This window comes from Thermostichus sp. MS-CIW-25 (assembly GCF_054060015.1).
Window position 1 is genome coordinate 99,842 of the sequence record NZ_JBSSCS010000004.1, and the last position, 13,262, is coordinate 113,103.

12 protein-coding genes and 1 tRNA gene are annotated in these 13,262 nt (G+C 59.7%); 3 read left to right on the top strand and 10 right to left on the bottom strand.

Annotated elements, in window-relative coordinates:
• Positions 1-9: 9 nt before the first annotated feature.
• The 4 genes from ACVWZ1_RS02855 to prmA form a co-directional block, all read right to left on the bottom strand.
• Positions 10-1,602 (bottom strand): hypothetical protein, encoded by a 1,593-nt coding sequence (locus tag ACVWZ1_RS02855; RefSeq protein WP_457502464.1) that lies wholly within the window; start codon positions 1,600-1,602, stop codon positions 10-12.
• Positions 1,596-2,894 (bottom strand): histidine--tRNA ligase, encoded by a 1,299-nt coding sequence (gene hisS, locus ACVWZ1_RS02860; protein ID WP_457502465.1) that lies wholly within the window; start codon positions 2,892-2,894, stop codon positions 1,596-1,598. The genes ACVWZ1_RS02855 and hisS overlap by 7 nt, the downstream gene beginning before the upstream one ends.
• A 97-nt stretch (positions 2,895-2,991) precedes the next feature.
• Positions 2,992-3,840, bottom strand: a complete 849-nt coding sequence (locus ACVWZ1_RS02865; protein WP_414356669.1) for a 16S rRNA (uracil(1498)-N(3))-methyltransferase — start codon at positions 3,838-3,840, stop codon at positions 2,992-2,994.
• Positions 3,816-4,757 carry a 50S ribosomal protein L11 methyltransferase gene (gene prmA / locus ACVWZ1_RS02870; RefSeq protein WP_457502466.1) on the bottom strand — a complete coding sequence of 314 codons (942 nt, stop codon included), beginning with the start codon at positions 4,755-4,757 and terminating at the stop codon, positions 3,816-3,818. The genes ACVWZ1_RS02865 and prmA overlap by 25 nt, the downstream gene beginning before the upstream one ends.
• A 405-nt stretch (positions 4,758-5,162) precedes the next feature.
• On the opposite strand from prmA, the gene ACVWZ1_RS02875 reads away from it, so the two are divergent.
• A complete protein-coding gene (locus ACVWZ1_RS02875) occupies positions 5,163-6,023 on the top strand; it encodes a hypothetical protein (protein ID WP_457465956.1) in 861 nt (286 codons plus the stop codon).
• Here the strand turns inward: ACVWZ1_RS02875 and ACVWZ1_RS02880 are convergent.
• Positions 6,020-6,769 carry a phycocyanobilin:ferredoxin oxidoreductase gene (locus tag ACVWZ1_RS02880; RefSeq protein WP_414344751.1) on the bottom strand — a complete coding sequence of 250 codons (750 nt, stop codon included), beginning with the start codon at positions 6,767-6,769 and terminating at the stop codon, positions 6,020-6,022. The two genes, ACVWZ1_RS02875 and ACVWZ1_RS02880, sit on opposite strands and share 4 nt — an antisense overlap.
• A 165-nt stretch (positions 6,770-6,934) precedes the next feature.
• Positions 6,935-7,021: transfer RNA gene (locus ACVWZ1_RS02885), tRNA-Ser, on the bottom strand.
• A 151-nt stretch (positions 7,022-7,172) separates the two neighbouring features.
• Here ACVWZ1_RS02885 and panB point away from each other — a divergent pair.
• Positions 7,173-7,958 carry a 3-methyl-2-oxobutanoate hydroxymethyltransferase gene (panB, locus tag ACVWZ1_RS02890; protein ID WP_457502467.1) on the top strand — a complete coding sequence of 262 codons (786 nt, stop codon included), beginning with the start codon at positions 7,173-7,175 and terminating at the stop codon, positions 7,956-7,958.
• Between the two features lie 117 nt (positions 7,959-8,075).
• Here the strand turns inward: panB and ACVWZ1_RS02895 are convergent, their stop codons facing one another.
• Positions 8,076-8,495 (bottom strand): hypothetical protein, encoded by a 420-nt coding sequence (locus tag ACVWZ1_RS02895; RefSeq protein WP_414356681.1) that lies wholly within the window; start codon positions 8,493-8,495, stop codon positions 8,076-8,078.
• 97 nt (positions 8,496-8,592) lie between these two features.
• Here ACVWZ1_RS02895 and ACVWZ1_RS02900 point away from each other — a divergent pair, with 97 nt between their 5' ends.
• Positions 8,593-10,311, top strand: coding sequence for a hypothetical protein (locus ACVWZ1_RS02900; protein ID WP_457502468.1), 1,719 nt, complete (start codon positions 8,593-8,595; stop codon positions 10,309-10,311).
• Here the strand turns inward: ACVWZ1_RS02900 and ACVWZ1_RS02905 are convergent.
• The 3 genes from ACVWZ1_RS02905 to ACVWZ1_RS02915 form a co-directional block, all read right to left on the bottom strand.
• A complete protein-coding gene (locus ACVWZ1_RS02905) occupies positions 10,305-11,513 on the bottom strand; it encodes a glycosyltransferase (protein ID WP_414331921.1) in 1,209 nt (402 codons plus the stop codon). The two genes, ACVWZ1_RS02900 and ACVWZ1_RS02905, sit on opposite strands and share 7 nt — an antisense overlap.
• A gap of 29 nt (positions 11,514-11,542) precedes the next feature.
• On the bottom strand, positions 11,543-11,956 hold the full coding sequence (locus ACVWZ1_RS02910) for a PH domain-containing protein (RefSeq protein ID WP_414407948.1): 414 nt from the start codon (positions 11,954-11,956) through the stop codon (positions 11,543-11,545).
• Between the two features lie 396 nt (positions 11,957-12,352).
• Positions 12,353-13,168, bottom strand: a complete 816-nt coding sequence (locus ACVWZ1_RS02915; RefSeq protein ID WP_457502469.1) for an ion transporter — start codon at positions 13,166-13,168, stop codon at positions 12,353-12,355.
• Positions 13,169-13,262 lie beyond the last annotated feature (94 nt).

Here is a 13,262-nt window from a genome sequence, read left to right on the forward strand (position 1 = left end):
GAGGGATCCCTAAGGCAAGATAGAGCGGTGCTCTGTAACTCGGTCGCTCTGCTGCTGGCGATCCGGGCTGACGGCCCAAGCTTCAAAGATCAGCTCGGGGACGCCTGGGGGAATGGTCATGCGGGTTAAAGCTTGCCACTGCCCCTGATCGTCGCGGGAGAAGTCCAGCAACCAGCGGGGGCCATCCACCAAAGAGCGAGTGCGCCCGTGCTTCACCCAAAACTTGATCCAAAAAGGGGCTTGATGGCCTGCAGCAGGGTTGGTCGTGGGGGGCAAGCGCAACACCACATCGAAATTGTCTCCGGCTCGGAGTTGCTCGGGCACCACCAGTTGGGGAGTTGGACAAACCCCAGGCGGAGCGGGGGGCAGCAGCGAGTTTTCAGAGGGAGCTACAGGGCTACTTGGGATCCCGGCTGCCGCTTGCGTTGGCAAGATGGCCTCAGCTTGGGGTGGTGGGGAAGGGGAGGAGATGGGCGATGGCAACTCTGCTGTCTCTGCTTCGGGTAGGGGCTGAGCGGAGGGGTTGGGCGCAGATGGCAGGGGATCCTTTTCCGGGAAGGAGCGGAGGGCTTGGGTCTCGGCGGGCTGAACGGGCGAAGCTGAGTCCTCCTCTCGCTGTTGCTCGGCAACGCTGACGGAAATGGGGGCGCTGCGTTGCCAGATGCGCAACAGCTTTTGCAGGGTGCGTTCGGGAGACAGCAAGGTTAAGGGGGGGTCTTCCCGCAACCGGGCCAGTGGGATGTTTGTTGCTCCCCAATACTGACGCGGAGGGGAGGCGGGAGGCAGCTCTCCGCCTTGTTGCTCCGCAACGCTGACGCGAAGGTCTCGACAGCGGACGGAAAACGGAATCGTCAAGGGCTGGGAAGGCCGGTCTGCATCCCACCAGGAAGAGGGAGTAAGGGCCAGTTCTCCCCGTAAAGGACGGGCCCACACTTGGCTGGGCAGGGTGATGGGGATGCTGAACACCGCCGTCCGCGCCCCCGCCGGGAGTTGAATTTGCCGTTGTCCCTGGAAAAGCGGCCTCTCCTCCCCTTCTGGCCAAACCTGTACCCGCAGCTCGCCGCTGCAGCCGATCCGCCCCGTCAACACCAGCACCTCCTCCGGGGATCCCTCCAATTCACTGTGCATTAGGGAAAACAGCTCTGGCGGGATGGCGACCTCTTTTTTCTGGGGGGGCTCAAACCCGGCCTCTTCAGCCACCGGGGCAGGGATCCCTCGTTCCGGCTCCAGAGGGGCAGGCACAACCTGAAAACGGAGACAATTGTCCAACTCGGTTTCACCGAACAGTTCTGCGATCAAGTCGGCATCTCGGCAGTGCAATTCCCAAAACCCAGGGGTGAGGCGGCTGGCAGGCAAAATAATGCCGATCCCTTCATCGTTGGTGCGCACAGAACGGGTTTGGACTTGTGGGGGAGTCGGGGCGGTGTCAGGGCCCTGATTCTGCGACGACAGAGGACGCTGCCGGACTTCCACCGTGATGGTGAAGTGGGGCTGAGGCGAACGGGCAACAATGGTGTAGGTATCTTCTTCCAGAACTGCGCCCTCGGCTGGTACCGGCTGCCAGTCTTCCTGGCCGTCGCGCCGAACCCAAAAATTCAACATGGCTCCATCACCTTAGGTGCTCCGCACTGCTGACCCGAATGGGATGCCAGATACTTAACCAGATCGGCTTGCAAAAGGGTTTGCTGTTGCCCTGTAGGCAGGTGCTTAAGCTGTACCTCTCCGGCCACAGCTTCTGCATCCCCCAGCGTAACAGCCCAAGTTGCGCCGCTGCGGCTGGCCCGTTTGAACTGCTTGCCAAAGGCGCTGCCGCTCAGATCCAGCTCGGTGCAGAAACCAGCTTGGCGCAGCGCTTGAGCGATCCGGAGGGATTGGGCCTCAGCCTTCGCCCCACGGGAGATCACGTAAACCTCGACCGATGTTGGCGGGATCTCCCCTTGCTTCTTTTGCAACAGCAGCACCAGCCGCTCCATGCCGATGGCCCAGCCCACCGCTGGGGTTGAAGGCCCGCCCAGCTCTTCCACCAAGCCGTCGTAGCGACCGCCCCCACAGACGGTACTCTGGGATCCCAAGTCAGGCGAGACGATCTCAAAGGCGGTGTGGGTGTAGTAGTCCAGGCCCCGCACCAAGTAGGGATCCAACTGGTAGGGAATGTCCAACATCTGCAGGTGATCTTGCACCTGCTCGAAGAAAGCCCGCGATTCTGGGCTGAGGTAATCTGGCAGCTTGGGGGCCCCCTCGGCAATCTCGCGGGTGCGGGGATCCTTGCTATCCAGAATGCGCAGCGGGTTGCGGGTGAGGCGCTCTTGGGAGTCGGGATCCAGCTTTTCCCGCAAGGGGGTGAGGTAGTCCACCAGGGCCTGGCGATAGGCCCGCCGGTCCTGCGGATCCCCTAAGGAGTTGAGCCGCAAGCTCAGGTTCTCCGCCCCCACCGCCTGCAACAGCTCCCAGGCCAAGGCGATGACTTCCGCATCGGCGCGGGGATCTCGGCTGCCCAGCAGCTCTACCCCCAACTGATGGAACTGGCGTTGCCGCCCCGCCTGAGGACGCTCATAGCGAAACATCGGCCCACAATACCAAAGGCGTTGCACATCTCCAGCCATTTGCAGCCCGTGCTGAATGTAGGCCCGCACCACGCCCGCCGTGTTCTCGGGACGCAGGCTCACCTCTTGCTCGCCACGGGTGCTGAAGGAGTACATCTCCTTGCCCACCACGTCAGTGGCGCTGCCAATGCTGCGGGCAAAGAGCTCCGTCAACTCCAGGATGGGGGTGCGAATTTCTTGGTAGTTGGCCCGTCCCAGGATCTCTCGGGCGCTGGCTTCCACCTGCTGCCAGAGCCGCACCTCCTGCGGCAAAATGTCTCGGGTGCCTCGCACCGCCTGGATCGTCTCCATTCCCGTTCTCCCTCGCTAGGGTGGCCTTGGCCGCGCCCGAAACCACGGCCTGCTGTAAAGGACTCCCTCCCGCTCACGTGAACGGCTTCATTATCGATTATCGGCGACAGCGCTCCCCGTCGCTAACGAAGCCCAAGGGCTCTGAATCCAAGCTCCAGTCCAAAAAGGACTCCGTCCGAGTGGCGCGAAAGGAGTAGGTGGCAGCAATTTGGCTGGTGGCAACAACAGCGGCGGTGGTGGCTCGCAAGATGGTAGGGCCAAGGGAGACGCACACCCCCCCATATTCCTCAGCTTGCCGACGTTCGGCAACGGTCCAGCCCCCCTCTGGGCCGATGGCTATGGCCAAGACGGGATCCCTGAGCTTTGGCAGGGCTTGCACCAGCGGGGGCGCTTTGTGCCGAGCCACGGCTATACCCCACCAAAAGGACTCCGTCCGAGTAGCGCGAACGGCTTGTAGCTCCGCCAGCCAACTTGTCCAAGGGGTAGGGGGATCAACCTGAGGCCAGCGCAACCGCTCACATTGTTCTGCGGCCTCCCGCACAATTTTTTGCCAGCGTTCCTGCCGCCCAGATCCCGGTTCCAACACGGTGCGCTCTGTCAGCAGGGGGGTAATTCGCGCCACCCCCAGCTCGGTAACCTGGCGGAGCACCTCGTCAAACCCCTGCCCTTTGACCACCGCCAAGCCCAGATGCAAAAAAACGGGCAATTCCCGCGGCAGCGTCTCCACCTCGCCCACAATTTGGGATCCCTGAGCCTGCCAATGGGCCGCCCACAGCTTGCCTGAGCCATCCAGAACCAAAAAGGGATCCCCCGGCCTGAGGCGGCGCACCCGCTGCAAGTAGTGCTGTTGCGGGCCGGTTAAATGGAGAACACCACTCGGATCCCGCTGCGCCGGGTCAATCGCCAACCGGGGCAAAGCGCTCAGGTCATGCGTGCGTTCAGACAACACCATTCCCCCCGTCGCCAGAGGGCTGCCACCACCCATTCGTTGGCCTCCAGCATCTCCGCCACCAACTTGGCCTGCTCGATGAGGATGCCGCTGAGGATCAGCCATCCCCCCTCCTTCACCACCAGCCGAAACTCCGGGATCATATCCAGGATCACATCTGTCAGGATGTTGCACACCAACCCATCCACCATTTCGGGAATCTGCTCCAGGCTGCCCTGAGCGACCACAATGCGATCCGTCAGGCCGTTGAGATCGCGGTTGTGCATCGTGGCCTGCACCGCCAGGGGGTCGACGTCCACCGCAAACACCCGCTTCACCCCCAACAGGGCCGCCGCCAACGACAAAATGCCGGATCCACAGCCCACATCCGCCAGCGTCGCCGCCGGGGGATCCCCTCCCCAGCTCTCCAGACGCATTTCCAGCGACTCCAGACAGAGCTGAGTGGTGGGGTGAGTGCCCGTGCCGAAGGCCATACCGGGATCCAGCTGCAACAGGTGACGACCGGGGTGAGAGGGCGGCTCCAGCCAGGCCGGACAAATGAGCAACTTGTCCCCGACCCATTGGGGCTGCCAGTGCTGCTTCCAACTGCTGCTCCAATCTTCCGCCTCTATGCGTTCCCAGCGCAGCTTCGGAACCCGCTGACCGGCAATGAGGGCATCTTGCTGCAGGCGCAGGGAGAGGGCTGCCAAATCCAGGAGGCTGACGTGAGGCCAAGGCAAATAGGCGTGAATGCAAATCTGATCTTCGCCATAGGCTTGGCTGGTCATGCCCCGACAGCCAAAACTCTCCAGCCGCCAAAAGATCAGGTCTTCTTGGGCAGGGGAGGCGATGAGACTGAGATCCCACCAAGCACCAGCGGGGTCCAGCGCTTGTGCGGGCGAAAACGGAGTGGGATTGGCAACAGTTCTGCTCACAGGGATCCCTTCACAAACCTAGGGAAAAACCAAAGTGATGGCCAACAAGATAGCGCTTCATGTCACCCAGCCGGCCAGCACTCAATGCGGCACTTTATATCAAAAATTGCAGCGCTCTGCTCAATTCATAGTTTAGGCTTATTCTGGCTATTCTGGGATTGAAAGGCTCACAGCGTCGGTTCAGCAGCGAAGAAGGGAAGGATCCCCCCAATTGGGGGATGCCCCCACTGGCTCCTCAGATGCCCAGCTTAGCCCTATGAGATAAATTGAACTGAAAAGCATTGGACAAGAATTGGATACAGCGTCGACATTCGTTCCGAGCCTCAGTGATTTTGCGGATAGATGGGGTTTGGCTGGGGCGTACTGAGCAACGATGGAGAAGGAGCAACGCAGGTGGCAAGGTCGATGTCAACTGATGAGCAATCAGCACAGCAGGGCACTCCCCAGCCCAAGGTGGCTTCTCTAGGAGTTGCCGGGGATCGGGAAGCGCGGAAGAGGGCTGCCCATGAAGATCTTCAGCCGCTCAAAGTCAGCACCCGCAAGGACTCCGTCCCGCTGACGCGATCCGCTCTGATGCGGCGTTTTAATCAGAGCTTTCCGCCTTTTTACAGCCAGTTTGTCAGCAGCGAGGTACAGGCCCAAAATCTGCGCTTGGCTTACACCCTCTACCAGACCCGCAAGGCGGTGGTACAGGTGCAGGACGAAGGTCGCAAGACGGTGGTCTGTCTGGCCTACCGCAACCGACCTTCTCTGCTCAGCGATCTGTTTGGGGTGTTCACTGCTTTTAATCTCTCGGTGCATGGCATTCATCTCTATGGGCAGATCTACTCACCGCACCTGGTGTTTATCCGCACCATTGTCTCCCGCGATGGCCACAGCCTTTCTTCCCAAACCAAGCTCAGCCTAGAACGGGCCATTCACGAATGCCTGGCGGGTGTGTTTCGCGTTCACGAAACCTTGGCGCTGGAGTTTGATCTCAAGGCCGGCCTGAAAGAGGCGCAGGTTTCTTTTTATTTTGACCCAGTGTTTCATTTGCCCACACTTTTGGTGGATGTGGACAACCAGCCGGGCGCGTTTTACCGGGTGATGACGGCCCTCGCGCAGGAGGATTTGACCGTTGTTAACCTCAACTTGATGCTCCGCCGCAAGCAAACGCGCTTCATTTTTTACTTGCTAGGGCCGGATTCAACTCCAGCCATGCCGGAGTTCTTAGGGCAAAAATTGGCGTTGAGCATCCAGCAGCGGCTGCAAGGGGATCCCGTCTAGATCTGCACGGGACTGGGAGGCAAATCGAAAAGGACGGTGTTCATGTAGCGCTCTGCCCAGGCGGGGCCAAAAGCTTTTTCCAAAACGCGGCGGGTGCGGTCGTTCTGCTGTTGCTGGCTGCAATAGCGCTGCTGCCCCTGGTAGTGGGCCAAAATCTGGCCGGGATCCGTCTGTGGGGGGATCTGCTGCGCCAGCCGGCAGTGAATTTCCAGGAAACGGCAGGCAAAGTGTAAAAAGCGCTCGGCCTCTGCTTCGTCGGCAGGACGCACGAACAGACAGTAGGGAGAAAAAATCGTGCCCCACTCCGGCAACCGGCGCCGGTGTTGGAAAGGGACGAGATGGGATCCCAACGCTTCCAGCTCTTGGATGTAGAGATCGGGCAAGCTGGGGGTCACCGGCGAGAGATCGACAATGGCGGCGCTCACCTGTCCGCGACCGACCACAATGTCGCAACCGAACAGCGGCAGCGGGTACTGCGGCTGCGGAAACATAACGCAATGGAGAATGTCCAGGCTTTGCCCGGCCTGGGCCAGCTCCAGGTGCAGCTTGCGAAAGGGATCCCCTTGGTAGCAGCGGTTTTCAATTTGCAATTTCTCACCCTCTAGGCGGCCTTCCACGTAGCCCAGATCTTCAGGCAGAGGATAGGGGGCTAGGGTGAGGGTAGATCCCCAAACGTTCAGGATTGCCTCAGATAAGCCCTGAATGAGCGGATGCAGTTGGGCAGAGAGAGCAGGAGCGGTGAACATAAGACTCTAGAAGAAAGGCCAAGAACCCCATCCAACCTTGACCTTGGCTCCATGCCAAAGTGTTATGGGGGAACCGCACCGCTGATGCGAAGGGCTTGGGTGGGATCCCCAAAAATCCCAGAGGCCCTAGCTGGGCAAGGCGTTCTAAAACTGTATGCCTGAAGACGGAAGGGGTGGGATTCGAACCCACGGTGACCTTGCAGTCACAACGCTTTTCGAGAGCGTCACAATCAACCACTCTGTCACCCTTCCAGTCAGCTGTGGGGCTTTACCATCTTAACGGCAAACCGAGTCTCCTGCTTCTTCCCAGCCTCAAAGCCAAGCTTGCTTCCCCCACGGGATGGGGTTGATGGGAAAGTGCTCCGCACCGCTGGCGGGAACGCCCAGATGAGATCATAGGGATATGGCTGCTCTATCCATTCACCACTTTCGCCAGGCCAAACAGGCGGGTCAACCTTTGGTGGCCCTCACGGCTGCCGACTACGCCACCGCTCAGATTTTGGATCAGGCTGGGATCGACTTGATCCTGGTGGGCGACAGCTTGGCCATGACCCACTTGGGGTATACCAGCACCCTGCCCCTGACGCTGGAACAGATGCTCCATCACGCCCAGGCGGTGCGCCGCGGGGTAGAACGGGCCTTTTTGGTGGCCGACTTGCCCTTCTTGACTTATCAAGTCCACAAAGAACAAGCTCTCCTCTCAGCAGGGCGGTTGATGAAGGAGGCAGGAGTCAACGGGGTCAAGCTGGAGGGGGGCTACCCCGACATGGTGGAAACGGTGGCCTTTCTGGTGCAGCGAGGGATCCCGGTTTTGGGTCATATCGGCCTCACTCCGCAGGCCAAACATCAACTGGGAGGCTATCGCCAGCAGGGAAAAAACCCTCCAGAGGCCGAGCGTCTGCGGCAAGAAGCCCTCAGCCTGGAGCAAGCAGGAGCATTTGCCCTGGTTTTGGAGCACATGCCGGCGGAATTGGCTGCCCAAATCTCGGCCCAAGTGGGGATCCCAACCTTGGGCATTGGGGCCGGGCCGGCTTGCGATGGGCAGATTTTGGTCACCCACGATCTGCTGGGGCTGAGCGAGCGGATTCCCCCTTTTGCCAAGCCCTATACCAACTTGAGGCAGGCAATCCGAGAAGCGGTGGAAGCTTTCGCCGACGACGTTCGCCAAAAAGTGTTTCCCCCCCGCTGATCCCTTTCAAAATCCGGGCAAAAGTGCTACGCCTACGACACCCTATGTTGCTACGCAACGCTTATGCGAGCCGGAACCGCACCGCTTCCGTCAAGGCTGGGCAAGGATAGGGCGACCTCAGGGATCCCTGAGCAGCACCGTCCCGGTCACCACAGCGCTTTGGCCCAACCGGTCGAAGACCCGCAAACTGACTAGGTAGGAGCCGGGCACCAAGCTTAGGGGAGGACGAATGCGGAAGCGGGTTGTACAAGACACCTCTCCCGACACACAATTCACCTGCGCTGCCGAGAGCGTCTGAACCTCAATCCCCGACCACGACACCTGAAACGCCAGCTCCGCCGGGATCCGGCCCGGCACCGATACCGAAACCCCCAGCTCCAAAAAGCCGTTCCGATGTACCACAGAAGGGATATCGCTGCTGGTGATCAAAGGCGGCGGCGGAGTACTGGCCGTCAGCGCATCGGCACCACAACCGACCAAGGCCACGCCCAGCAGGCCCAGCGCCCATCCCCAGGATTTGGATCCCAGCTTCATCACAGGGTTCAATCTGAAAACTCACCTTCTCAGTATAGAGGGTGGGGATAACAGGCTTAGCGTCCTTTTCGAGAAAAACTAAAAATTCACGCCACACATAGTGGCAAGCTGGATTTTTGCCCAAACCATCTGCTACAGTAAGGCCCATAACCTGTCGAGCAGCCTGGATATGGAAGGGGAAGAAGAGCTAAAAGCTTTGCGGGCGCGTGTGCGCAACTTAGAGCGATCCCTGGCAGAATCGGAAGCGCTGTCGCTGCAGCAGATTGAGTGTACCCATCGCCTGGAACGTCAACTGCTGGAAGCGCAGGCACAGATTCAAGAACGGGATCACGCTCTGCAAGCCTGTCAAGAAGAGAAAGCGCAGCTGGCCCAGCGCCCTACCCTAGAGGCTTTTCAGCTTCAGCAACAGCACATCGAAGAACTGCAGAATCTCCTGTGGGAAATGGAGCGCCGTCCAACGCTGGAGCACTACCACATTCTGCAGCAGCAGTTGCAAACTAGCCAGGCGGAAATTGAAACCCTCAAGGCGGAATTGCAGCGGCGCGTCGATCCGGCCCGATTTTACCAACTGCAGCAGGAGCTCCTGGAACTGAAACAGCAGGCCAACCAGTTGGGAGAATACGCCGTCAAGCTGCCGCAGGTACAGCTTTTGCAAGCCCAATTGCAGCTCCGCATACAAGAGCTAGAAGAGGAAAAAGCGCAACTGCAAGCGCAAGTCCAAGAGTTGGCCGCTCGACCTTCTGCCCAAGAACTGGAAACCCTACGGGCAGAGCTAGAGGCTGCCCACCGCCAAGCCGAAGCCGAATGGCAACGTTTGAAGACCCATCTGGAAACCGAAAAGGCGCACATGGAAGCTGACCTGAACACTGCCCGGCAACGTATTCGCGAATTGGAAGAGCGCCCTACCCCAGAGCAATGGGCACACTTGCAAGCGGAGTTGGATCATCTGCGCCAACAAGCCTCTTTTGCCAAGGCCGAGCGGGCCACCTTGCTGGAAGAGCTGCAGCAGAGTCAGCGACAGCAGGCCGAGCAAGCTCAACAAATTGCCAAACTGGAAGCGGAAGCAGCCCAGGCCGCCCACCTCAGGGAGACAGAGTCCTCGCAGGCGCAGCGAATCCTGGTCTTGGAGGAGCAGGTGCAGGCTTTGACTCGCGAGCTTGGTGCTTTGCGAGCCGAGCGGGATCAGCTTATCCAAGAGTTGGCCCAGCGTCCCACCCTTGCCCAGTGGCAGGAAGTTCAGCAGCAGGTGCAGAGCACCCAAGAAAGCCTGGAAGAAGCCCGGCGGGGGCGAGAACTGGCCGAGGCCCATCATCTGGTCAGCCAAAAGCAGATCGAGAAGTTGCAGCAGCAGGTGATGGCTTTGAAAACCGAGTGCGTGCAGGCCCACGCCTACGCGCAAACCCAAGAAAAGGAAGTAGCTCTGCTGCAGCAGCGCAACCAAGAACTGGAAGAGCAACTGGCCACACTGCGTCAGTCAGCCTCGCTTTCCCCCCAAGCAGCGGCTGTCGAGCCCAGGTCGAATCATCCGGCTAGTGCTCCGCACCGCTGGCGCGACCAGGAACGGATTCCTGCAGCGGCTGACGAGTCTGCTCCTTCCCCGGCGGCACCCAACAGCCGACCCACCACTTGGAGAACACCCACCACAGGGATCCCGCCGCTCACTTTGGAAGAGCGGGAAGAAAGTGCTCCACACCGCTGGCGCGAACGGGCGGAAAAGCTCCTGAAACGCTCCGCTTTGGCCGCTTCACAGGCAGGGACGGAAACGGGCGGTCGTAGCCGGATTGAGTTGCCGGCTTTTGTGCAGCGGCGGCCCTACTGAGGGCTCCATTCTCGGGGATCCAACCGTTCTCCGGCTTGAAAACGAGGCCAAGCCCAGCGCAGCAGGGATCCCAATTGGGCGTGAAATCGCTCCGGGGCAAATTGCAGAGCATGGGCCCGAATCCGCCGGGGATCCCAGTCCTGTCGATCTGCCTGGCGCAGCCCTTCCACCAACGCTTCCACACTGGCTTCGGGGATGAGGATGCCGGTTTGGCCGTGGATGACCGTCTCCCGGACACCTCCCCGGTTGAGGGCAACCACAGGACGACCACAGGCTTGCACCTCCACCGGCACCAGGCCGAAATCCTCCTCCCACGGGAACAGCAGCACCCGGCAATGGGCCAACAGCTCCTGCAGACGGGCTTGCGGTTGATGGGGCAAAAACTCCACCTGCGGCCCCGCCAATCGCTTGAGCCGAGGGAGCTCCGGCCCTTCTCCCACAATCAGCAGACGACGACCCAGCCGTTCACAGGCGGCAATTGCCAGATCCACCCGTTTGTAGGGCACCAATCGGCCCGCCACCAGGTCGTAATCGCCACTGGGATCCGCCACCGGCTCAAACCCCTGCAGCGGAACGGGCGGGTAGATAACAACAGCCTCGCGGCGGTAGAGCTTGGCAATGCGGCGGCGAATGTGCTGGGAGTTGGCGATCAACAGATCTGGACGTTGAGCTGCCAGAAAATCCCACTGGCGCAGGCGGTGCAGCAGCCATTGGCTAATTGTGCGAATGGGCCCGATTCCCCCCAACCCTTCTCGCTGCAGATACAGCTCCCGGTTCTCCCACAGGTAACGGGTGGGGCTGTGGATATAGCTCAGGTGCAGGGTAGAGGCTCCCGTCAGGATCCCTTTGGCAAAGGCGTGGCTGCTGGAGATCACACAGTCATACCCCGAAAAGTCGAAGCTCTCGTAGGCCAACGGCATCCAGGGCAGCAGATACTTGAGGCGGGCGTGGTAGTCAGGGCGCAACACCCCCAGCCACTTGGCCCAGCCTTGCAAAAAAGAGGTGTGAATCGACAGCTCCTGCCAGCTCGGCGGCAGGGTGTGAGCCGAGAAGAGACTAACGTAAAGGGGGGCCTGTGGGGCAAAAGCCACCAGCTCCTGCAAAACCTTTTCCGATCCCCCCGGCCAGATCAGGTACTCGTGCACCAGGGCTAGGCGCTCAGGCCAAGCGGGATCCCGGCTGGGAAGAGTGGGGACAGCCACAGGAAGGGATCCCCAAGGGTCAGGCACGGTCAGGACTGGGCAGAGCGGCGTTTTTTGCCAATTGGGCCGCTCACCTGCTTGGCCTTCTCGTCAATCCGCTCGTTGATGTAGTTGTAGATTTCCCGAAAGCGAGGCAAGGCCCGCATCTCCAGGCGACTGCCATCCTTGAGGGTGAGCACCATATCTCCCCACACGCCCAAGCCCCGTGGCACCATGACCACCTTGGCGATCTCGCTGTAGATCACGTCTGAGCGCTCCTTGCCGCCCCACCCCCCGATCACGGTGATGCGACGATTGGTAATCCGATAGTGTACCCACAGCTTGCGCACCAGTGCCCCCACAAACAGAGGCAAGCCGACAAGCGTAGCCCCAATGAAGGAGTTCAGCACCAAATCTCCGCTGTGGGGGCCACCCTCAAAAAAAACCTCCTCTTGCACCGCCATGCCGAGCACCACCCAGTTGTTCAGAGGGTTACCGTTAACGATCTTAAACGATTTCTCAGCTTTCCCCAACTGGGTCTAACGGCAGGTTCGGGATTGGTTGACATTCTCCCTGCCCTGGAGGGCAAGGGTTCTTTCCCAGGTCGCAGGATGACTCCCACTTCCTGGGCTACCTCATCCTTACGGATGAAGGGGGATGCCATGACCCCAACCACTGGGATGAACTCCCAGATACTTCTTCTGTTGACACTACGCCCTATTCAAGTTGGCGGAGTTTCCTCAGCACCACAGCACAAAGCCGACCTCAAGGGCGGGGCCTGCAACCCAGTTTTCTTGGTCAACCTGTTGTTGCCTTGGCACAGGAAATTTTCTGAAAATGCCGGGCCAACCCCGATAGGCTTAACTGCCTGGGTAGAGCGGTGTGCCACAGCGTTTGCAGAATTGGGCATCCCCATCGTGTTGGGACAAACCGCACCCTGGGCAGGCCCATTGCACCGAGTTGCCGCTTTTCACCAATTGTTTGATCAGCTCCCCCACTTGCCAGGGAATTAGAGCGATCCCCGTCAGGATCATCAGCACCGTCAGCAACCGACCCAGCTCAGAACTGGGGGTGAGATCCCCAAACCCCACCGTGGTCATGGTAACGACGGAAAAGTAGAAAGCATCCAAAAAGGTGGCAAAAACACCAGGATTCACTGGATGTTCTACCTGATAGATCAGCCCAGAGTAGACGAAAACAATGGCAAAGAGGGTGAAGAAAATGCGCAGCAAAATGCGGCTATCGGCGGAGATCACTTGCCCAAACAGGGTTTTGCCCTCTACCAGGCGCAGCAGCCGCAAAATGCGAAACCAACGGAAGATGCGAATGAAGCGAATATCGGTTAGCCCGGCAAAAAAAGGCAAAATGGCGAGCAAATCGATGAGCGAATACAAGCTCACGACATAGCGCAACTTCTGCGGGGCCGCTGCCAGTCGGAGCAGATATTCCACCACAAACAAGCCGAGAATGAGGCGATCCACCCGCTCCAGCCAAAGACGTACCTCAGGGGGAATGGGATAGGTTTCCACCACAAAGAAGGTGGATGAACAGAAAACCAACACCGCCACCAACAAATTCACCCAGCGGCTTTCCGGGGTGTCTTGATCCCCCCAATAGCGCTGGAGGATCCCAGAATGGGCAAGATCGAGATCAGCTTGGGTGGGGAGAGTGGTCACAAACGGGATCCAGCTGGGAAGATATCGAGAGAGTTTCCTTTCGGCGCCCACTCGTCGGCGCATATCAGGCGCACACTAACTAAGCTAATGGAAA

Excerpts from the sequence above, each read along its gene's own strand:
- ACVWZ1_RS02855 (WP_457502464.1), bottom strand. The coding sequence starts at position 1,602 with ATGTTGAATTTTTGGGTTCGGCGCGACGGCCAGGAAGACTGGCAGCCG.
- hisS (WP_457502465.1), bottom strand. The coding sequence starts at position 2,894 with ATGGAGACGATCCAGGCGGTGCGAGGCACCCGAGACATTTTGCCGCAG.
- ACVWZ1_RS02875 (WP_457465956.1), top strand. The coding sequence starts at position 5,163 with ATGTCAACTGATGAGCAATCAGCACAGCAGGGCACTCCCCAGCCCAAG.
- ACVWZ1_RS02880 (WP_414344751.1), bottom strand. The coding sequence starts at position 6,769 with ATGTTCACCGCTCCTGCTCTCTCTGCCCAACTGCATCCGCTCATTCAG.
- panB (WP_457502467.1), top strand. The coding sequence starts at position 7,173 with ATGGCTGCTCTATCCATTCACCACTTTCGCCAGGCCAAACAGGCGGGT.
- ACVWZ1_RS02910 (WP_414407948.1), bottom strand. The coding sequence starts at position 11,956 with ATGGCGGTGCAAGAGGAGGTTTTTTTTGAGGGTGGCCCCCACAGCGGA.